The organism is Paenarthrobacter sp. AB444 (assembly GCF_028736865.1).
Lineage (GTDB): Bacteria > Actinomycetota > Actinomycetes > Actinomycetales > Micrococcaceae > Arthrobacter > Arthrobacter nicotinovorans_B.
In genome coordinates, this window is record NZ_JAQZBY010000003.1 from 156,967 (window position 1) to 174,990 (window position 18,024).

Below are 18,024 nucleotides of genomic sequence, written 5' to 3' on the forward strand. Positions count from 1 at the left end.
CCTAGTTGGGGGAGAAGGCGGCGCGGAAGGCGGCCAAGGCTGCATCTCCCGCTTCGACGCTCTCCCCGCCCACGGCTGCGGCTTCCATGCCGATCACGCCCGTATATCCAGCCTCACGGAGTGCCTTGGCGATGATCGGGTAGTTGATCTCCCCGGTCCCGGGCTCGAAGCGTCCGGGTACGTCGGCCACCTGGATCTCTCCCGTGAACGGCTGCGCGGCCCGTACCAGTTCGATCAGGTTCCCCTCGCCGAGCTGTGCGTGATAGAGGTCCAGCATCATCTTGACGTTCGGATGATCCACGGCCCGGACCAAGGCGAGTGTGTCCTTCGCCCGGGCAAGCGGAACGCCGGGGTGGTCAAGGATCGTGTTGAGGTTCTCCAGGGCAAAGGTTATGCCGTGCTTTTCGCCTAAAGCTCCGAGCTCCTCCAATGTGCGGAGTCCGGTCAGCCACATTTCTCCCGAAGAACGGTGGATTGGCCGGACCGCACGCCCGCCTTCCCCCAGCTCGGCCGGGTGGACCACCATCCGCTCCACTCCGAGCTCCAGGGCGGTCGGGATCAGCTTTTCCGCAGAGGCCAGGACTTCATGCGCGGTCAAGGGGTCGATCACGCTGCCGCCGAAGTAGCCACTCATGGATGAGAACCTGGCGCCTGTGGCCGCGAGCGCCGCAATGTCCCGCCCGCGGGTGTCCCACAGCTCCACCTCGAAGTCCTGCTCGTGGATCCTGCGCACGCGGTCGATGAACGGCAGTTCCCCGTAGACCATCTCAGCGCAGACGGCTAGGCGGAAGCTCATGCCTGTACCCCCTGCAACTGCACGGCACCTTCGGCAGCGCGGAGTTCAGCAATGTCCGCAACCTCAACGGGCAGCCCGGTTTCAGCCGAGCGAAAAGCGGCCAAGGCCACGGCCAGGGCGTTCCGGGCGTCGACCCCGCCGGGAGCGGCGGTAGGCGAGGCGCCCGCCGTCGTGCTTCCAAAGCCGCGGCGTGCGGCGACGTCGTCCGTAAAGTGCGCCAGTTCGTCGGTGTAGGCGTCGTGGAACAGGTGGATGTTCAGGCGCGTGGTGTCCGAAGCTATGCCGGCGGCGGTGTAGCTGGTGGCGTTGGTGGCCTGCGGCGTCCCCGCGGTGACCATGCCGGCGGAGCCGAAGACCTCACCGCGGACGTCGTAACCGTAGAGCGCGTTGAAATTCGCTTCCGCCACTGCGATGGCGCCGTTGCTGTACGTGGTAGTCACGACGGCGGTATCCAGCAGGCCGCCTGACTTCGCCTCGGGTGCCACCAGGGCATCGGCCACGGCGTGGACCTTGACTGGGATTGCGCCGGGGTTGAGCCAGTTGAGGGTGTCGAAGTCGTGGATCAGGGTTTCCAGGAAGATGGTGCCCGGCGCGATCCGTTCCGGATTGCTGATTCCTGCCTCGGTTCCGGGGTCCCGGGTGAGGGAGCGGAGGAGCTGTGGGGTGCCGACGGCGCCGTCATCGATCAATCGACGGGCGGCGGCGAAGTCGCGTGAGTAGCGGCGATTGAAGCCGAAGCGAAGAACGACGCCGGCACTCGCCGCTGCGTCGATGGCTGCGTCCAGTTCCGCGATGGTCCGTCCGCCCGGCTTTTCGCAGAAGACGTCCTTCCCGGCCTGGGCGGCAGCGGTGATCAGCTCGGCATGGAAACGCAGGGGCGAGGCGATGAGCACTGCGTCGACGTCCGGATCCGCCAGCACATCGGCAACGTCTGTACTGATCTTGGTGATGCCAAGACTTGTGGCAAGCTCCTGAACGGCAGGGAGGACGGGATCGACGATGGCTTCCAAGCGGGCATGGGGGACGCGGCGTGCGATGGACTCGGCGTGGAACCTGCCGATCCAGCCCGCGCCGATCACAGCGATGCGGACGGGGCGGTCTTCGGCTGCCGGGTGCTGGAGGTACGTCATTGGGGCTCCTGTTAGATGTTCTAGATCGTTCTAGCTCAGCCCATGGTTGCATGATCATGCCCGGACTGTCTAGATCGTTCTAGTGAAGCGTCGGGAAACATGCCTGGATCGTTCCGTGATTCGGAAAATACGCCGCAGTCCCCGTGGTAACGCCGATTTTTCTGCGAGGAAGTCCGTGCCGAAAAATATTCTTCAGAACTTCGCGTCATGTTTTGGGGTATCGGAGTACATATCCAGTGCCCATGTCATTGACCGCGTACAGCGCCGTTGCCCTTTTCGGCTGCGTCGCGTGTCATCGGCACAGTGGCAGCGATGGGTGTGGCGGGTTCTGGGGCCCGCCCGGGGCGCCATCGCTGCGTGAACGGGCTAGTGCGGTCGGTCGTCTGAGTCGCGACCGACCGCACGACTCGTCAAAGGCCTGCGCCCGGCCGCACCAAGGTAGATCGTTCTATAGACTGGCTCCCGAACAGAGGAGAGCCATGACGGGCAAACGGCCTACCCTGATGGACGTAGCGGAGGCGGCGGGGGTTTCCCGAGCGCTGGTTTCCATCGTGATGAGGGATGCCCCAGGCGCGTCGGATGCCACCCGGCTCAAGGTGCGTGAAGCAGCCCGCGCACTCGGCTACAGACCCGACAGTCGTGCCCGCCTTCTCCGAAGTAGCCGCACCAGGCTCCTGGGGGTCAGCTTCTCCACGGCGCAGGCCTTTCACGCCGAGATCGTGGATGCCGCCTATGCCGGTGCCACTCTCCGGGGCTACGACATTGCCCTCAGCGCCGTGGCCAACGGGCGCTCCGAAGATCGGGCCGTGGAATCGCTGCTGGATCTCGGCTGCGAAGCCCTCATCATGATTTCCCCGACCCTCGCAGAGCAGGAGCTGGCCGCCTATGCTGCCCGGTTGCCCGTGGTCAGCCTTCTCCGGGACGACGTTGGCGATTCCGTGGACTCTGTCAGCAGCGACGACGATGCCGGCATGTGCCTGGCGATAGAGCATCTCACCTCACTGGGGCACCGAAACATCGCGCACGTGGACGGCGGCGAAGCAGTTTCGGGGCCGCAACGCAGGAAGGCATTTGAACAGGAGATGGCGCGCCTTGGGCTGCCCGCCCGCGTGATCTCCGGCGGCCCCACCGAAGAAGACGGCTTGCGCGCCGGCCGTGAGCTGCAGCAGGAGCTGCCCACCGCCGTCGTGGCTTTCAACGACCGCTGTGCGCTGGGCGTCTGGGAGAGTTTCCGGGCCGCCGGACTGCGGGTCCCGGAGGATGTGTCCGTCCTGGGATATGACGACAGCCAATTTGCCCGCCTCAGTTACGTGCAGTTGTCCTCCATCAGCCAGGACGCGCCGCTGCTGGCCCACGCCGCAGTGGACCGCGCCGTCGACCGTTTGGAGGGTACGACGCCGGCCACCCACCTGGTGCGGACACCGCACCTGGTGACCCGCCGCACCACGGGGCCCGCGCCCGTTTAGGGCGACAGCACCCTGCTACACGGCGTCGGGCTGCGTGTCTGTCGTTTCGGTCTCAGCAGGCGTCAGTGGATTCTCGATCTCGTCCGTCATCATCCGGGCCGCGAAGACAGCCACGAACGCCATTATCGGGCACACCAGGCCGGCCACCAGGAATATCAGCCAGATCGGGACCACCTCGGCCACAGGTCCGGCGAGTGCCATGGACACGGGCATCAAGGCCAGGGAAACAAAGAAATCCAGGCTCGAAATCCGGCCCAACAGATGCCGTGGGACGCGGCGTTGCAGGAGCGTGCCCCAGATGACGGTTCCCATGCCCTCGGTGACTCCGAAAATCAGCATGGCACCTCCGAGCAGCCACACATTGTCCATGAAACCGATCGCGGCAACGGGCAGGCTGCCCAGCCCCCAGGTCACGACCATCACCGTCAGGTAGCGGCGGGGCAGTGGGAACGACGCGGTTGCCAGTGCGGCCACCGCGCTTCCGACGCCCATCACGGCCAGCATGAAGCCGAACACCCTGGAGTCACCGCCGAGCTGGTCGCGGACCACGAAAGGCAGCAGGACCTCGATGGGTCCGATCAGGAACAGCACTGACAGGCAGGCCCAAATGAGGGTCCAGAGCAGCCAGGGGGTGCGGATGGTGTAGCTGAACCCTTCGCGGAGGTCGCGGAGGAAGGATCGTGGGACGGCTGTCTCGGACGGTTTTTCGGGACTGTCCAGGCGCTGCCGGCCCAGGAAATTCAGGATCGCGAACGCCAGGAAATGGCACGCAGCCACTCCTGCAACGGCATGTGCCGGCGAGAAGGCCGCCACCAGGATGCCGGCGATGGCGGGTCCGGCAGCCTGTTGGAGGATGGGGCGGACAGTGCCTTCCATGCCGTTTGCCGCCAAGAGGTCCTCCGCTGGCAGGATACGCGGAAGGATGGCTGAATACGCGGGGAAGAAGAAGGCCTGCCCGACGCCCAGGATGAAGGCGCCAATGGCCAAGTGCCAGAGTTGGAGGACATTGAGCATCGCCAGGAGCGTGACTGTGGCGATCACGGCCAGGTTGGCGCCTTCCACAGCGATGATGAGTAGGCGTTGGGGGAGCCGGTCGGCGGCGATGCCACCTGCCAGCACGAATCCCACCAGCCCCACGCTTGCCGCCGTGGCCACCAACGACAACTCCAGTGGGCCGCCGCCCAAGTGGATGACCTCGTAGACCATGGCCACTGCCCACATGCCGGATCCGAAAATGGAGATGGACAGGGCGGAGATCAGCACCCGGAAGTCCCGGTGCACAAAGGGGCGCAGCGCTCTCAGGGCGGCCATTTCACCAGCCTAGACCTGGGTCAGGACGCTGCGTAAGGTTGTCCCGCGCCTGGGGCGGGAGGACGTCAGGTCAAGAAGCGCCCGACGGCGGGGCGTCGCCGTCGTCGATGTCCGGACCTTCGGCCGGGTCCTGGCTGTGCAGGCCGGTATCGTGCGGTTCCCAGCCTTCAGTTTCACCCTCCGCCGGGGCGTCGGTGTGGTGCCGGATGACGTGTTCGTTCTTGTCCGGGGCGTTCATGACGGATACTCCCTGTCCTTGCTGGACTGCTTCCGTAAGTGCCCCCAGTCTACGCCGGGGATGCCAATTGTGGGGTCCGCTCTGCGCGGAATACTGTCCACATAGGGCGCAGAACGGGCCTCGCAACGCGGGAGTGTGGCATAGGCTAAAACCATCAGTTCCCTGAATAATCAGAGCTGCCAAGGAGAGGTGAACATGCCCAAGCGCCCCAACCCGGCGGTGAGAATCGCCCAAGAGACGGCACACAACGCGGTCTTCGATGCCGAAGGCAACACCAAGCCCGGAGTGCACAACGTGCTCCTGAAGGCAGTGGAAGTCCAACGCCCGCTGGTCCTGGCGAATCTTCGCAGGCTGCAGCGCCGGTATCCCAACGATTCCCCGGCGCAGCTGGCCGCCAAACTTGAGCGCCACTACCTGACCGCAGTGGCAGGTGGGGGAGCCGGGGTAGGGGCCATCGCCGTCGTACCTGGCCTGGGGACCGCGGCATCGCTGGGACTCTCCGCCCTGGCCACTGTCGGATTCCTTGAGACCACCGCGCTGTACGCGTCGTCGCTGGCGGAGTTGCACGGCATTCGGCTGACCGACCCCGAACGCGCACGCACCATGGTCATGGCCATCATGCTCGGCGAGGAAGGAACCTCCCTGCTGGGCGCCCTGAGCGGCCAGTCGCTCGGCCGGGGCAAGGGCGTGACCAACGCCTGGGGCAAGACGCTGACCAGGAAGATTCCGGGCAGTGGCTTCGGCGTCGTCCGGGATGCCATTCAACGGGCCTTCCTGAAGAACCTCATAAAGAAGCAGGGCACGGCCTTCCTGGGCCGCGCACTGCCGTTCGGCGTAGGTGCAGTGGTGGGCGGTGCCGGCAATATGATGATGGGCCGTGCTGTTGTGGCCACAGCCAAGGAAGCGTTCGGCCCCCTGCCGGACACCATTCCAGGCGAGCTGCTGCCCAACGCACGCAAGAATGTCCTTGAGAACCCGACATCGGAAGGCGATAACAGTGGATTTGAACGCTGACCTGGGAGAATCGTTCGGCTCCTGGACCATGGGCGACGATGCTTCCATGTTCCGCATCGTGAGCAGCGCCAACGTGGCCTGCGGATTCCACGCCGGCGACCCCCTCACGATGCTGGACAGCTGCCGTGCCGCCTTCGAACTCGATGTCCGGGTGGGCGCCCACGTCGGGTACCGGGACTTGGCCGGTTTTGGCCGCCGTTCGCTGGACATGACGTTCGATGAGCTGTTTGGCGACGTGCTCTACCAGCTCGGAGCCCTGGACGGGATGGCCCACGCGGTGGGTGCCTCGGTGGACTATGTGAAACCGCATGGCGCTTTGTACAACAGGATCGTCCGCGACACTGAGCAGGCTGAAGCTGTGGTCGCGGCCGTCCACGCCTACGATCCCGGTCTTCCCGTGCTCGGCCTGCCCGGCTCCGCCTGGATCACGCTGGCCGACGAAGCAGGCCACCCGGTCTTCCGGGAAGCATTCGTGGACCGGGCCTACCTTCCGGACGGGACACTGGTTCCCCGTACACAGGAAGGCGCCGTACTGCACGACACCGCGGCCGTCGTGGCGCAGGCCGTGCGGCTGGCCACCCGCAAGGAAGTCGTAGCCATCGACGGTTCCGTTGTACCCGTCCAAGCTGACTCCTTGTGCATCCACGGCGACACCCCCGGCGCGGTCAACATGGCAGCAGCCGTTCGCGAAGGCCTTGAGCAGGCAGGCGTGAACATCGAGGCTTTTGCCTGATTTTATGGAGAGGCAGAATTCGTGAGCAGGGAGGCCGCATGGGTGCAGTAGTGGTAGATCCCGGGTCCTCGAGCCTGGTCCTTGACCCTGAGCACGTCCTGGACCGTGCGTCCATGAACCTGGCCAACGCCCTGCTGGGCAACTCCGCCACGGCGCCGGGACTTGAGGTCCTGGTAGGTGGCCTGAAGCTGCGCTTCGTCACGGGTTCCGCCATCGCCGTCACCGGTGCCGAGGGCGTTGTGACCCTCAACGGCGAGGAACTTCCGCTGAACAAACCGATCCGTGTGGCTCCCGGAGCCGTGCTGGCTTTTGGTCCCGCCAGGTTCGGGATCCGCTACTACGTTGCAGTGCACGGCGGATTCACAGGGCGCGGAGCGATTCAAGCCGGCAGGACCCTGACCTTCGGCAAGGCTCAAGGCCAAGGATTCCCCCACATCCATCAGCCGGCCCGGCGCGCACTCGACCCCGAACGGCCGGTGGTCGCCCGGATTACCCGCGGACCGCGGGTGCCAAATTACGACGCCGGATTGTGGCTTCGCTTGACCACGGAACCATGGACTCTCTCACCCGAGTCCGACCGCGTCGGTGCGCGGCTGGCGGGCCGGCCGCTTGAGGTGGCCTCGGCTCCAGCACCCCAGGCCCAACCGTTGGCGGCAGGCTCTGTGGTGTTGCCGGCGTCGGGCCTTCCTGTCATCGCCCTCGCAGACCGACCGGCCACCGCAAAGTCGCCCGTGATTGCGCTGGTCCGCGACGACGACCTCGACTTGATCGGGCAGGCCAGGCCGGGGCAGATGGTGCATTTGCTGGGGTAAAAGTCCGTCGACGCGGCGATTTGTGACGGCCAATAGAGCCTAAAGTGCAACGGCTCCAGTAGCCTCAGGACCATGCCCCGTTTATTGCCTGCGGTTGTGGCCGCAACCGCGATCGCTGTCGCCTGCTCAACGCTGTCCACATTGAGTACCTCGGCTTATGCCGCGCCGGTCACGCCGGCCACTATACAAACAGGCCAACTGCCGCGTGCAGTGGCAGTCAACGCCAAGACCAATATGGTCTATGTGGCGAATTCCGCTGGAAACTCTGTAACAGTTATTGATGGGCTGACAAATGCCACACAGGCGGTGGGTGCTGGCACGAGGCCGATCGCCCTTGCCGTTAACTCGGTCACCAATAAAACATACGTAGCTAACGCGGACAGTAACTCCGTGACTGTAATTGACGGTGCAACCAACGCCGTAGCTACGGTCCCTGTGGGAACACAGCCAAACGATATTGTTCTTAACGCTAAAACAAACAAGATCTACGTCGCGAATCTCCTCGATAACTCGGTAACTGTCATTGACGGCCTTACCCAGGGAACGACAAAGGTTTCCACCGGCAATTGGCCTACGGACCTTGTGGTGAATGATAAGACGAACAAAGTGTATGTAACCAACTACAACGACAGTACTGTGACGGTCATAGACGGAGCCTCAAATGGGACCGTTACCATTCCCGCGGGCAGTGGCGCCAGGGATCCTGCGGTCAATGTGGCCACTGGCAAGGTTTACATAGCCAATAGCTATGGTTCGTCCGTGACCGTCATCGATGGCTCCACCAACGCAACCTCCACGATCACCCTGCCGTTCCATCCGCTGGGAGTGGCTGTCAATTCGGTCACCAACAAGATATTTGCTGGTAACTATCACGTCGGGGGTGCCATTATCGATGGCGCCACCAATTCTGTGGTCGAAAAAGATTTCGGTGATTCTGCACTGGACTTTGCAGTCAATGAAGCAACCAATCAGATTTTTGCTGTGAATCCCTCGACCAATACGGTTACAGTTCTGGATGGTGCCAGCAACACCACAAAGAGGGTTCCGGTAGGCACCGAACCCTTCGCAGTGGCGGTCAACGAGGTAACAGGCGTTGCTTACGTGGCCAACTCCGGTAGCAACACAGTGTCAGCCGTCCAGGTGGCGCCGGGACCGGCGACAGCGAAAAGCGACTTCAACGGAGATGGTCATTCTGACGTCCTCGCCCGGGACTCTGCCGGTGCTCTCTGGTTGTATCCGGGTAATGGTGCGGGTGGCTGGTTGGCTCGCTCGCAGGTGGGGCAAGGCTGGAATGTGATGTCTTCCATTACGGGTCCGGGGGACTTCAACGGTGATGGCTTTGCGGATGTCCTTGCCCGCGACACCAACGGAACGTTGTGGCTTTACGCCGGCAACGGGTCCAGTGGTTGGCTCGCACCCAGGCAGGTGGGGCAGGGCTGGAATGTGATGTCTTCCATTACGGGTCCGGGGGACTTCAATGGTGATGGCTTTGCGGATGTCCTTGCCCGCGACACCAACGGAACGCTGTGGCTCTACGCCGGCAACGGGTCCGGTGGTTGGCTCGCACCCAGGCAGGTTGGGCAGGGGTGGAACATCATGACCGCAATCCTTTGACCGCTCACTAAAGGGCTGGAAGTCCGTCAGCCCTGCAGCTTCTGCGCCAGCATGACCAGGATGCCGCTGGGACCGCGAAGGTACGTCAGCTTGTAGATGTCCTGATAGTTGGCCACACCACGCAGCGGGGTGCAACCGTGTTTGGCGGCGATCTCCAAGGCGGCGTCGATGTCGTCAACCGAGAAAGCCACGCGGTGCATGCCGATCTCGTTGGGAAGGGTTGGGCTCGTTTCGATCGCATCGGGGTGGAGGTACTCGAAGAGCTCCAGCTGGCCCTGGCCGTCGGGGGTTTGGAGCACGGCGATCTTCGCGTGGTTTCCGTCGAGTCCCACGGCGGTGTCGGCCCAGTCACCGCTGACAGTGTCCCGGCCCTGCACCGTCAGGCCCAGGTCGGTGAAGAAGGCGATGGTTTCTTCGAGGTCCCGGACAGCTATTCCGACGTTCTCAAGCTTGATAGGCATGCGTTGACGGTACCAAGGCCCATCCGGCACCTCCAGGGGCCGGACTTAACCGAAAAGCAGATGGGCCACGGTGAAGATCGCCAAACCGGCCAACGCGCCCACCACCGTTCCGTTGATGCGGATGTACTGGAGGTCCTTGCCCACCTGCAGCTCGATCTTCTGCGACGTCTCCTCGGCATCCCAGCGCGCCACCGTGTCAGAGATGACACCGGCGATATCCGAGCGGTAGGTGTTCACCAAATACCCGGCGGCATCACCGATCCAGGTATTGACCTTGCCGGCCAGTTCCTCGTCGTTGACCAGGCGCGTACCAAAGTCGCGCACGGCGCTCTTGAAGCGCTGGCTCAGTTCGCTGTCGGGATCGTCGACGGCGTTGAGCAGCGCGGTCTTGACTGTTCCCCAGGTACGGGAGGCCAGTTCGCGGACCTCCGGATCGCCGAGGATCTGCGCCTTGATCCCCTCAGCCCGCTCGATCATCGCCGGATCATGCTGGAGGTCTTGCGCCAGGTCGGTGAGGTAGGCGTCAATCGACTGCCGGACCTGGTGGTTCGGGTCGGCCTGGACCGCGCGGACGAACTTGGAGAGCTCAACGTGCACGCGGTCACCCACCAGTCCATCGACGAACGTCGGCACCCATAGCGGAGACCGGTCCGACACCAGCCGGTTCACCGTTGCGTGGTTGGCATCCACCCAGTCGGCGGCGCGGTCCACCAGCAGGTCCACCAGCCTGTGATGATGACCGTCGGCGAAGATCCGTTCGGCCATCCGGCCTACGGGCGGCCCCCACGGAGGTGTGAGGAGGTGCTTGCGGACCATGCCCTCGATGACTGCCTGCACGTCGTCGTCGTTGAGGACCGTGAACACGCCACGGATCGCCGCGCCACCCTCCTTGGCCACACGTTCGGCACCGCCGGGTCCCGATAGCCAGTGCCCGGCCTTGCGGGCGATGTCGATGCTGGCCAACTTCTCCTGCACAACCTCCTGCGAGAGGAAGTTGCTCTCCACGAACTCGCTGAGCGACTCACCGATCTGGTCTTTGCGCCGCGGAATGATGGCCGTGTGCGGAATCCGCAGTCCCATCGGGTACTTGAACAGGGCCGTCACGGCGAACCAGTCGGCCAAAGCACCCACCATGCCGCCCTCGGCGGCAGCGCGAACATATTCCAGCCACGGGTACTGCTTCTGCAGTGCAAAGGCCACCGTGAAAATCACGGCCATGGCAATCAGGAGGCCCAGCGCCAAGCGCTTCATGCGGAGGAGCGCCGCCGCTTTCTCCCGCTCACCGGCGGAAAAATCGACGACGGCGGAACGGCCCCGTGCGTCTGCGTCACCGCGCCGTGTGGGTTGCGGGTCCGGCGTGGCGACATCGTCAGTTGGGGTTCGCTCAGAGTTCACCTGCATTAGCCCAGCGTAGTCCCCGTTCGTACAGCGGTGTGGGCTACCGTGTCTGCATGACCACCGACGACTTCACCCCGCTCCGACCCAAGGTTTACGCCCACCGCGGCGCCAGTGCCGCGTACGCAGAGCACACGCGGGCGGCCTATCTGAAGGCTATTGCCGACGGCGCGGACGGGGTTGAGTGCGACGTCCACCTGACCCGGGACCAGCACGTGGTCCTTCTGCATGATGCCAACCTGGACCGCACCTCCACGGGGACCGGGCCTGTTTCCGAGCACACCCTTGAGCAGCTCAGGTCCTTGGATTTCTCGTCGTGGAAGGGAGCCCGTATCCCCGACGCCTACGGGGGAGTGGCCGACCAATTCCTGACGCTGCCTGAATTGTTGGACATCCTGCGTGGAGCCGGCCGCGATATTGGGCTGGCGATCGAACTAAAACACCCAAGCCCTTATGGGCTCAAACTCGAGGAACGGGTCCTGGCGCTTCTGGAGGAAGAAGGATGGTCGCCCGACGAATCCCGGCTGGAGAATATACAGATCTCCTTCATGAGCTTTGACTCGGACTCCGTCCAGAAGTTGCTTGAGTCAGTCCCCGGGCAGCACATCTGCCAATTGGTGGATGACTTCACCGTCCAGGAAATCCGCCAGGAGCTTGGCCTGGGATTCCTCACCGGCGGTGCCGTAGCAAATGTCATGAAGGCTGCCCAGGAAGACGCGGAACGCGTGCTCGACGAAGGGCAAGTGGGCATCGCTGGTCCGGGCATTGACTATGTGCGTGAACATGCCCGAAACGTCCAGCGCTGGCTGGAGGCCGGGCGTATATTCCGGGTTTGGACTGTTGACTCCGAAAAGGACGTTGCACTGTGCCAAGGGTTGGGTATCCACGAGATCACCACCAACCGGCCGGCGCAGGTGCTCGCCCAACTGATGGTCTCCAACTAGCACGCAGCTTTGGGGGCCACCCCGCTTGTGATTGAGTGGTCTCATGTCTTTTCGCTGGTCAGTCCAAGCACGCCGCACCACCTCCGCAGTTGCCCTGAGCGCTTTGCTCCTGGCCAGCGCTGCGAAGCACTTCCGCACGCCGTCCTTCTACAACCCCGTGGTACCGGACTATCTGTGCCGCAACGATGAGCCCGGCTCCGGTTCCAATGGTCCCTTGGCAGTCATGTCCCGCGAGGAATGGATTGCTTCTTCGGGCCTGCTTGAGGCCGCTGCCGCCGTCGGACTCCTGATCCCGGCCACGCGTAAGGCAGCCGCCGACGCCACCACGGCCATGTTCACTGCATTCCTTGCGGGACATATAGATGCCCTGAGACGTGCTTATGGGCCGGACGGCACAGAAAAAGAGCGACGAATCCACACCGTCCGGCTGCCTCTGCAGTTGCCCCTCATCCTGTGGTCCTGGAGTCTCCGGAAATGAGCAGCAGTTCCGCTCCCATGAAGCTGAGGGAGTCGCCGGCCTTCAAGATCGCCCTGTCCCTGAGTATTGCAACGGGCCTCTATGGCGTGTCCTTCGGCGCGTTGTCGGTGGCGTCCGGGTTTGACTTCTGGCAGACGATGGCGCTGAGTCTCCTGCTGTTCAGCGGGGGATCGCAATTCGCGTTCATCGGTGTTGTGGCAGGCGGCGGTTCAGGTGTCGCGGCGATGACGGCCAGTGCCCTGCTGGGTATGCGCAACGGCATCTACGGGATGCAGATCAATGCCATGCTGCGCCCGAGGGGCTGGAGGCGCTATGTCTCGGCCCACGTCACGATCGACGAGTCGACTGCCACCGCCTCCGGCCAGTCCGATCCCGGTGAGCAAAGCCGAGGCTTCTGGACCGCCGGCATTGGAATATTCATCTTGTGGAATATCTTCACGGCCGTCGGAGCCTTGGCCGGCGATGCCATGGGTGACCCCAAGCAGTGGGGGCTGGATGGAGCTGCCGTCGCGGCGTTCCTTGCACTGTTATGGCCGCGACTCAAAGGCCGTGAACCATGGGCCATCGCAGCAGCCTGCGCGTTGGCCACGATCCTGGCCGTCCCGTGGGTTCCGTCCGGCGTTCCCATCCTCGTGGCCGCAGTGGTCGCCGGGGTCATCGGATGGTTCAGCCACGCCCGCATGGACGAAGGCCTGGAGCCGGACGTCGATCCCTACGCGGAGAAGCACCGGCACGGGAATGAGGGCGGGAAATGAACCTTTGGCTGTGGATCCTCATTGCCTGCGCGCTGGCCTACCTCACCAAGCTGATTGGCTACTTTGTGCCTGCGAAGCTGTTGGACAATCCCCGCATCATGCATGTGGCCGGGACCATGACGATTGGGCTGCTCGCGTCCCTGACGGTGGTGAACGCTGTGGCGTCCGGGCAGGGGCTGGTTCTCGATGCCCGGATCGGCGCCTTGGTGGCTGCCGCCGTCGCACTGTTGCTTCGCGCGCCGTTCCTGGTGGTCGTCATTGCGGGCGCGGCAGCCGCAGCATTGCTGCGGCTGCTCGGTTGGGGCTGACGACAGAACTGAACGCCAGCTGCGGCGGGTTCAGGCGCTTTCGCTAAGGGTCACTCCCGGGATTCCCGACTGCTCAGGAAGGGGGCGCGAGGGCCGTTCGGTCCGGATGGCGTCCTCGATCAAAGCCACGGGGCGCTTCCAGGCCTCGGAGCCCGGTTCCATGGTGTCGACGGCGCCGATCAGCATGGCAACCAACCGGACCATGTCCTCGATGGTGATGTCGCGGCGCAGGGTTCCCTGGCCCTGCCCGCGTTCCAGAAGGGTGGCCATGGCTCCGATGAGACCACCGGTGATTCCCATGAGAAGCCCGCGGCGGCCGGCAACGGCATCCAGCAGGTTGGCGTCTTCGCTGGCAACCCGCATCACGGCGTCGATGACGTTGATGAGTCCTTCGGCGGCATCCATGCCGTCGGTTGCCGCAGCTGCCACAGGGTCCACGTGCTGGCGCAGTTGCCGCGACAGTGCGGCGAGGACCAGCTGTTCCTTGTCGGAGAAGTTGCGGAACAACGTTGCGGGGCCAACTCCAGCGGTGGCGGCGATGGTCTGCAAGGGTACGTCCGGTCCAAATTCGCGGAAGCACTGCCGGGCGGCGGTAATGATCTTGTCCACATTGCGTGCGGCGTCTGCCCTGAGGGGCTTGCGTTCAGAGGGCTGTTCCATGTTTGTCAGAGTAGCAACGCAGGCGTTCCGGCCTGTTGTTACGCGGGAGTACGTTCTTATATGACAAACCAGCACATGAAACACTGGATTCATGTTGCTTGCATTCTCAGTCGCCCCTTCAGGCCAGCCCGCGTCCGCCACCAGCGGGGGACCAGCCCCCGACGCTTCCGTGCACGATGCTGTTGCCGCCGCCGTCAAGATCGTCCGTGAGTCGGGGCTGCCCAACCAGACCGACTCCATGTTCACCACCATTGAGGGCGAATGGGACGAAGTTTTCGACGTCGTCAAGCGCGCCACTGAGGCGGTTGGGCGCTATGGCAGCCGCGTCTCGCTGGTCATTAAGGCAGACATCCGGCCTGGCTACAGCGGCGAGCTGACCGGCAAGGTCGAACGCCTGGAAGACGCGATCTCCGCCTCGGAGTAGAAGCTTTCCCCAGCAGGCCGCGAGTGCCAGACTGGGGGCCATGATTGAACACGTGGCTGAACCTGGGTGGGTTGACGTCGAGCGTTACCTGACTGACGTCGTCGTGCGTCCTGAGCCTGCCCACCGACGCGCGGTGGATTCCGCGCTTGAGGCGGGCATGCCGGCTATCGAGGTGGCACCCAATGCGGGCAAGCTGCTGCGGATGCTGGTGCAGTTGTCTGGGGCCCGGCGCGTACTCGAGATCGGCACGCTGGCCGGATTCAGCAGCATCTGGATGGCTCAGGGACTGCCCGACGACGGCAGGATCGTCACGTGCGAATACCTCCAGAAGCACGCCGACGTGGCCCGTGCCAACCTCGATGCTGCCGGCGTGGGACACAAAGTGGACATCCGGGTGGGGGCTGCCCTGAACACGCTTCCGACGCTGGCCGGCCAGGAACCGTTCGACCTTGTCTTCATCGACGCCGACAAGGAAAACGATGCCAACTACCTTGATTGGGCCATCAGGCTGGGCCACCCTGGCACGGTGATCGTGATGGACAACGTGATCTGGGACGGGGCCATCCTCGAGCCGGGGCGGGATGAAACCAACGCGCCGGGGATCGTCAAGGCTTTGGAAATGATGGGCCAGGACCCGCGCTTGGATGCCACGGCCATCCAGACGGTGGGCAGCAAGGGCTGGGACGGCTTCGCGATCGCGCGGGTGCGGTAGATGGATTTCACGCTTCGCCCTGCAACGGTGGAAGACGCCGGGGCCATGGCCGCCATGCATCTGCAGTCCTGGCGGGAAAGCTACGGACACCTGCTGCCGCGGGAATTCTTCGAGCGGCAGGAAGCGGGGCTGCCCCAACGCGCCGACAAATACCGGGAGTTCATCGCGGCAGGTCATACTCGGATGCTGGCCTTCGGTCCCGATGGTGAGCTGGTGGGACTTGGCGCCGCCGGTGAAGGCCGGGATGAGGACCGCCCGTGCGACGTGGAGCTGTTCATGCTCTACACCCTGGAACACATCCACGGCAGGGGAGTCGGGCAGGCTTTGGTGGATGCCCTGATCGGCGAGGGTCCGGCGTACCTGTGGGTCCTGGACGACAACCCGCGGGCGCAGGCCTTCTACCGGCGCAACGGCTTCGTTCCCGACGGAAAGCGCCAACTGTGCGACCCGTCCTGGTACTCGCTGCCCGAACACCGGATGGTGCGTCCCGGCGTCGTGTCCTGACTCAACGTTCGCTGTCCTCCGGCTGGCCCATGTCTACGGGCGCATCCAGCGGCGCGTCGGGATCCGCCGGCGGTTCGAGAACCGGCGGCGAGTCGAGCAGGCTGGGCGGTTTGGGCACCCGCGTCAGCAGCAGGCAGACCACCGTGAGCCACGCGACTGCGGCAGTCAGTACCTCCGCCCACACCGACGCTCCAACATTCATGATGCGATCATATGGCTCAACCAGCCCAACTGTAAGTATCCTTACTAATTATGTGACTGAACCGGGTAATACGGCATTCCACTAGGCTGGGAGCATGGATCAGGCGGGGCGGAAATAGTGGCACGACGAGGAAAGAAGTCGACGGCGGGAGTCGTCGAGGTGCCTTCCGGCACCCGCCCCGGAGGTCCGGCAGAAGGCGTCTACTACATTGATACCGGCGATTGCGAGCTGCTCCAGGACCAGGACAATTCCAACGGGTGGCTCCTGAAGATCAACGGCGTCATGAGCTCGCACATCGACCTGGCGGATCCGCTCTTCCTGGACTTCGAGTACATGCGCTGGATCGCGGCCCTGGTGGAATCACGATGGCCCCGGGAGCATAAACCGAAGCTGCGCGCGCTGCATCTGGGCGGAGGTGCTTGTTCGATGGCGCGGTACTTCCACTCCGCGTACCCGGAAGCCCGGCAGGTCGTCGTCGAACTGGATGGCAAGCTGGCCGACTACGTCCGCGGCTGGTTCGACCTGCCGAAAGCGCCCTTGCTGCGGATCCGCGTGGGTGAAGCGCGGGAGGTCACCGAGTCCCTCACGCCTGATACCCGGGATCTCATCATCCGTGATGTCTTCGCCGGCGCCTTCACTCCGCGCGCCCTGACTACGCGGGAATTCACGGCCCACGCCGACGCCGTGCTGGCCGCGGACGGGCTGTATGTGGTCAATTCCGGAGACGCGCCCGACCTGAAGAATGCCCGGGCGGATGCCGCCACCATCGCCGACACCTTCGAGCACACCATGATCATCGCCGACTCCGCCATGCTCAAGGGGCGTCGTTACGGCAACATGATCATGGCCGGAAGCCACGTCCCGTTCGGCGATGATCCAACCCTGGCGCGGAGGCTTCTGGGCGGGGGCGTGCCCGCCCATATCTGGGACGACAGCAAGGTCCGGGCCTTCGCAGCCGGCACCCCCGTCCGCCACGATCCGCCCACCGACTGACCCACCCCCTTTGGAGTTTTTGTACACATAACGCCCTTATGAACGGCTTTTAAGGCCATTAGATGTACAAAAACTCCAGGGGTTAGGGGGCGCCGAGCAGCTCCTTCCGGCGGCTCTCGGTCTCCTCGCGCAAAGCCTGCACGACGGCGGCTACCGCGGGGCGGCGCATGGAGTCGGGGCGGAGGACCATCCAGTAAGGCAGTAGTTCCGCGAAATCCGACGGCAAAAGCCTCACGAGGTCCGGGTGCCGGTCCGCCATGAAGCATGGCAGGAAGCCAACACCGGCCCCGGCCCTAGTCGCCTCCACGTGCACGAACACATTCGTGGAGCTCAGGCCGTCGCGCATGGTGGGAACCAGCCTGCGGGGCGCGTCGAGATCGTCCACTTGCAGCATCGAATCCACAAAGTAGACCAACTGATGCCGTGTGAGCTCCTCAATGCTGGAGGGCGTCCCGTGGTCCGCCAGATACTGCCGCGAGGCGTACATGCCCAGCCTGTACTCGCCCAGCCGGAGCGCCTCGGCCCGGTGCACCTGCGGCGTCCCCACCACCACCTCGATGTCGAGCCCGGACCTCTGCTGCAGCGCCCGACGTGTGACGGTCACGATCTCCACGCTCAGCCCAGGATGCTCCCGCCGAAGCCGGGCAACAGCGGGAGCCGCGATGTAGGCGCTGAAGCCATCGGTCGCGGTCATGCGCACGACGCCGGTAATCGGGTCGGGTGCGCGGTCGCTGGGTCCCAGGGCGCTCACCGCAGCTTCGATGCGTTCGGCGACCAGCACGGCTTCGGCGCCGAGGTCCGTCACTTCCCAACCACCGGCCGCACGCGCGAGGACCCGGCCGCCCAGCGCCTTCTCCAGCGCCGCTATCCTGCGGGAAACGGTGGTGTGGTTCAGTCCCAAGGCTTGGGCCGCCGTCGTGAATTTACCTGAACGTGAGACGGCAAGGAAGATGAGGAGGTCGTCGGGGTTGGGATTCATATCTGCAATTCTGCACACCTAAGGTGCCTTATTGGTCATTGAGGCATAACAAATCTGCGGCAATACTCAGTGGAGCATGTCGTGTTGTGGTTCAC

General features: G+C 64.1%; 22 protein-coding genes. 13 read left to right on the forward strand and 9 right to left on the reverse strand.

The window, feature by feature from the left end; all coding sequences use genetic code 11:
• Nucleotide 1: 1 nt before the first annotated feature.
• Both PQ627_RS05945 and PQ627_RS05950 read right to left on the reverse strand, forming a co-directional pair.
• Nucleotides 2-796 (reverse strand): TIM barrel protein, encoded by a 795-nt coding sequence (locus tag PQ627_RS05945; RefSeq protein WP_274259273.1) that lies wholly within the window; start codon nucleotides 794-796, stop codon nucleotides 2-4.
• Nucleotides 793-1,926, reverse strand: a complete 1,134-nt coding sequence (locus PQ627_RS05950) for a Gfo/Idh/MocA family oxidoreductase (RefSeq protein ID WP_274259275.1) — start codon at nucleotides 1,924-1,926, stop codon at nucleotides 793-795. Before PQ627_RS05950 ends, PQ627_RS05945 begins: the two co-directional genes overlap by 4 nt.
• Before the next feature lie 479 nt (nucleotides 1,927-2,405).
• Between PQ627_RS05950 and PQ627_RS05955 the strand changes: the two genes are divergently transcribed.
• Nucleotides 2,406-3,392: a LacI family DNA-binding transcriptional regulator gene (locus tag PQ627_RS05955; protein WP_274259276.1), complete on the forward strand. Its 987-nt coding sequence runs from the start codon at nucleotides 2,406-2,408 to the stop codon at nucleotides 3,390-3,392.
• Between the two features lie 15 nt (nucleotides 3,393-3,407).
• Here the strand turns inward: PQ627_RS05955 and PQ627_RS05960 are convergent, their stop codons facing one another.
• Together PQ627_RS05960 and PQ627_RS05965 are read right to left on the reverse strand one after the other, a co-directional pair.
• Complete coding sequence (locus PQ627_RS05960; protein ID WP_274259278.1) at nucleotides 3,408-4,703, reverse strand: MFS transporter; 1,296 nt, start codon at nucleotides 4,701-4,703, stop codon at nucleotides 3,408-3,410.
• 70 nt (nucleotides 4,704-4,773) lie between these two features.
• Nucleotides 4,774-4,941 carry a hypothetical protein gene (locus PQ627_RS05965; protein WP_186313619.1) on the reverse strand — a complete coding sequence of 56 codons (168 nt, stop codon included), beginning with the start codon at nucleotides 4,939-4,941 and terminating at the stop codon, nucleotides 4,774-4,776.
• A 195-nt stretch (nucleotides 4,942-5,136) separates the two neighbouring features.
• On the opposite strand from PQ627_RS05965, the gene PQ627_RS05970 reads away from it, so the two are divergent.
• From PQ627_RS05970 to PQ627_RS05985, 4 genes are all read left to right on the forward strand, one after another.
• Entirely contained in the window at nucleotides 5,137-5,955 is an 819-nt protein-coding gene (locus PQ627_RS05970) for a hypothetical protein (RefSeq protein ID WP_274259282.1), read from the forward strand.
• Nucleotides 5,939-6,688, forward strand: a complete 750-nt coding sequence (locus tag PQ627_RS05975; protein WP_274259284.1) for a LamB/YcsF family protein — start codon at nucleotides 5,939-5,941, stop codon at nucleotides 6,686-6,688. Before PQ627_RS05970 ends, PQ627_RS05975 begins: the two co-directional genes overlap by 17 nt.
• A gap of 38 nt (nucleotides 6,689-6,726) precedes the next feature.
• Nucleotides 6,727-7,500: a biotin-dependent carboxyltransferase family protein gene (locus PQ627_RS05980; RefSeq protein ID WP_274259285.1), complete on the forward strand. Its 774-nt coding sequence runs from the start codon at nucleotides 6,727-6,729 to the stop codon at nucleotides 7,498-7,500.
• 72 nt (nucleotides 7,501-7,572) lie between these two features.
• Complete coding sequence (locus PQ627_RS05985) at nucleotides 7,573-9,114, forward strand: FG-GAP-like repeat-containing protein (RefSeq protein ID WP_274259287.1); 1,542 nt, start codon at nucleotides 7,573-7,575, stop codon at nucleotides 9,112-9,114.
• A gap of 26 nt (nucleotides 9,115-9,140) precedes the next feature.
• Here the strand turns inward: PQ627_RS05985 and PQ627_RS05990 are convergent, their stop codons facing one another.
• Both PQ627_RS05990 and PQ627_RS05995 read right to left on the reverse strand, forming a co-directional pair.
• Nucleotides 9,141-9,575: a VOC family protein gene (locus tag PQ627_RS05990; protein WP_274259289.1), complete on the reverse strand. Its 435-nt coding sequence runs from the start codon at nucleotides 9,573-9,575 to the stop codon at nucleotides 9,141-9,143.
• A 45-nt stretch (nucleotides 9,576-9,620) separates the two neighbouring features.
• Nucleotides 9,621-10,976 (reverse strand): DUF445 domain-containing protein, encoded by a 1,356-nt coding sequence (locus PQ627_RS05995; RefSeq protein WP_274259291.1) that lies wholly within the window; start codon nucleotides 10,974-10,976, stop codon nucleotides 9,621-9,623.
• A gap of 50 nt (nucleotides 10,977-11,026) precedes the next feature.
• Here PQ627_RS05995 and PQ627_RS06000 point away from each other — a divergent pair, with 50 nt between their 5' ends.
• The 4 genes from PQ627_RS06000 to PQ627_RS06015 are packed head-to-tail and all read left to right on the forward strand — an operon-like array spanning nucleotide 11,027 to nucleotide 13,455.
• On the forward strand, nucleotides 11,027-11,914 hold the full coding sequence (locus PQ627_RS06000; protein ID WP_274259293.1) for a glycerophosphodiester phosphodiesterase: 888 nt from the start codon (nucleotides 11,027-11,029) through the stop codon (nucleotides 11,912-11,914).
• A 43-nt stretch (nucleotides 11,915-11,957) separates the two neighbouring features.
• Nucleotides 11,958-12,392 (forward strand): DoxX family protein, encoded by a 435-nt coding sequence (locus tag PQ627_RS06005; protein ID WP_274259295.1) that lies wholly within the window; start codon nucleotides 11,958-11,960, stop codon nucleotides 12,390-12,392.
• A complete protein-coding gene (locus PQ627_RS06010; RefSeq protein ID WP_274259297.1) occupies nucleotides 12,389-13,147 on the forward strand; it encodes an AzlC family ABC transporter permease in 759 nt (252 codons plus the stop codon). Before PQ627_RS06005 ends, PQ627_RS06010 begins: the two co-directional genes overlap by 4 nt.
• Entirely contained in the window at nucleotides 13,144-13,455 is a 312-nt protein-coding gene (locus PQ627_RS06015; RefSeq protein WP_274259299.1) for an AzlD domain-containing protein, read from the forward strand. The genes PQ627_RS06010 and PQ627_RS06015 overlap by 4 nt, the downstream gene beginning before the upstream one ends.
• 30 nt (nucleotides 13,456-13,485) lie before the next feature.
• Here PQ627_RS06015 and PQ627_RS06020 read toward each other — a convergent pair whose 3' ends face one another.
• Entirely contained in the window at nucleotides 13,486-14,115 is a 630-nt protein-coding gene (locus PQ627_RS06020; protein WP_144661766.1) for a TetR/AcrR family transcriptional regulator, read from the reverse strand.
• Nucleotides 14,116-14,206: 91 nt separating this feature from the next.
• Between PQ627_RS06020 and PQ627_RS06025 the strand changes: the two genes are divergently transcribed.
• From PQ627_RS06025 to PQ627_RS06035, 3 genes are read left to right on the forward strand one after another with little or no spacing between them, the layout of a single operon-like run.
• Nucleotides 14,207-14,539 carry a thiamine-binding protein gene (locus tag PQ627_RS06025; protein WP_144661767.1) on the forward strand — a complete coding sequence of 111 codons (333 nt, stop codon included), beginning with the start codon at nucleotides 14,207-14,209 and terminating at the stop codon, nucleotides 14,537-14,539.
• A 40-nt stretch (nucleotides 14,540-14,579) separates the two neighbouring features.
• Nucleotides 14,580-15,251, forward strand: coding sequence for an O-methyltransferase (locus PQ627_RS06030; protein WP_274259303.1), 672 nt, complete (start codon nucleotides 14,580-14,582; stop codon nucleotides 15,249-15,251).
• Nucleotides 15,252-15,755, forward strand: a complete 504-nt coding sequence (locus tag PQ627_RS06035) for a GNAT family N-acetyltransferase (RefSeq protein ID WP_274259304.1) — start codon at nucleotides 15,252-15,254, stop codon at nucleotides 15,753-15,755.
• 1 nt (nucleotide 15,756) lies between these two features.
• On the opposite strand, the gene PQ627_RS06040 is transcribed toward PQ627_RS06035, so the two are convergent.
• Nucleotides 15,757-15,957: a hypothetical protein gene (locus tag PQ627_RS06040; protein ID WP_274259306.1), complete on the reverse strand. Its 201-nt coding sequence runs from the start codon at nucleotides 15,955-15,957 to the stop codon at nucleotides 15,757-15,759.
• Nucleotides 15,958-16,074: 117 nt separating this feature from the next.
• Here PQ627_RS06040 and PQ627_RS06045 point away from each other — a divergent pair, with 117 nt between their 5' ends.
• A complete protein-coding gene (locus PQ627_RS06045; protein WP_274259308.1) occupies nucleotides 16,075-16,950 on the forward strand; it encodes a spermidine synthase in 876 nt (291 codons plus the stop codon).
• An 82-nt stretch (nucleotides 16,951-17,032) separates the two neighbouring features.
• Here PQ627_RS06045 and PQ627_RS06050 read toward each other — a convergent pair whose 3' ends face one another.
• Nucleotides 17,033-17,929: a LysR family transcriptional regulator gene (locus PQ627_RS06050; RefSeq protein ID WP_274259310.1), complete on the reverse strand. Its 897-nt coding sequence runs from the start codon at nucleotides 17,927-17,929 to the stop codon at nucleotides 17,033-17,035.
• Nucleotides 17,930-18,024: the final 95 nt, after the last annotated feature.

Coding starts and splice junctions, on each gene's coding strand:
- PQ627_RS06020 (WP_144661766.1), bottom strand. CDS start 14,115: ATGGAACAGCCCTCTGAACGCAAGCCCCTCAGGGCAGACGCCGCACGC.
- PQ627_RS05980 (WP_274259285.1), top strand. CDS start 6,727: ATGGGTGCAGTAGTGGTAGATCCCGGGTCCTCGAGCCTGGTCCTTGAC.
- PQ627_RS05965 (WP_186313619.1), bottom strand. CDS start 4,941: ATGAACGCCCCGGACAAGAACGAACACGTCATCCGGCACCACACCGAC.
- PQ627_RS06015 (WP_274259299.1), top strand. CDS start 13,144: ATGAACCTTTGGCTGTGGATCCTCATTGCCTGCGCGCTGGCCTACCTC.
- PQ627_RS05985 (WP_274259287.1), top strand. CDS start 7,573: ATGCCCCGTTTATTGCCTGCGGTTGTGGCCGCAACCGCGATCGCTGTC.
- PQ627_RS05960 (WP_274259278.1), bottom strand. CDS start 4,703: ATGGCCGCCCTGAGAGCGCTGCGCCCCTTTGTGCACCGGGACTTCCGG.
- PQ627_RS05950 (WP_274259275.1), bottom strand. CDS start 1,926: ATGACGTACCTCCAGCACCCGGCAGCCGAAGACCGCCCCGTCCGCATC.
- PQ627_RS05945 (WP_274259273.1), bottom strand. CDS start 796: ATGAGCTTCCGCCTAGCCGTCTGCGCTGAGATGGTCTACGGGGAACTG.
- PQ627_RS06050 (WP_274259310.1), bottom strand. CDS start 17,929: ATGAATCCCAACCCCGACGACCTCCTCATCTTCCTTGCCGTCTCACGT.
- PQ627_RS05990 (WP_274259289.1), bottom strand. CDS start 9,575: ATGCCTATCAAGCTTGAGAACGTCGGAATAGCTGTCCGGGACCTCGAA.
- PQ627_RS06035 (WP_274259304.1), top strand. CDS start 15,252: ATGGATTTCACGCTTCGCCCTGCAACGGTGGAAGACGCCGGGGCCATG.
- PQ627_RS05995 (WP_274259291.1), bottom strand. CDS start 10,976: ATGCAGGTGAACTCTGAGCGAACCCCAACTGACGATGTCGCCACGCCG.
- PQ627_RS06025 (WP_144661767.1), top strand. CDS start 14,207: ATGTTGCTTGCATTCTCAGTCGCCCCTTCAGGCCAGCCCGCGTCCGCC.
- PQ627_RS06040 (WP_274259306.1), bottom strand. CDS start 15,957: ATGAATGTTGGAGCGTCGGTGTGGGCGGAGGTACTGACTGCCGCAGTC.
- PQ627_RS06010 (WP_274259297.1), top strand. CDS start 12,389: ATGAGCAGCAGTTCCGCTCCCATGAAGCTGAGGGAGTCGCCGGCCTTC.
- PQ627_RS05955 (WP_274259276.1), top strand. CDS start 2,406: ATGACGGGCAAACGGCCTACCCTGATGGACGTAGCGGAGGCGGCGGGG.
- PQ627_RS05970 (WP_274259282.1), top strand. CDS start 5,137: ATGCCCAAGCGCCCCAACCCGGCGGTGAGAATCGCCCAAGAGACGGCA.
- PQ627_RS06000 (WP_274259293.1), top strand. CDS start 11,027: ATGACCACCGACGACTTCACCCCGCTCCGACCCAAGGTTTACGCCCAC.
- PQ627_RS06030 (WP_274259303.1), top strand. CDS start 14,580: ATGATTGAACACGTGGCTGAACCTGGGTGGGTTGACGTCGAGCGTTAC.
- PQ627_RS06005 (WP_274259295.1), top strand. CDS start 11,958: ATGTCTTTTCGCTGGTCAGTCCAAGCACGCCGCACCACCTCCGCAGTT.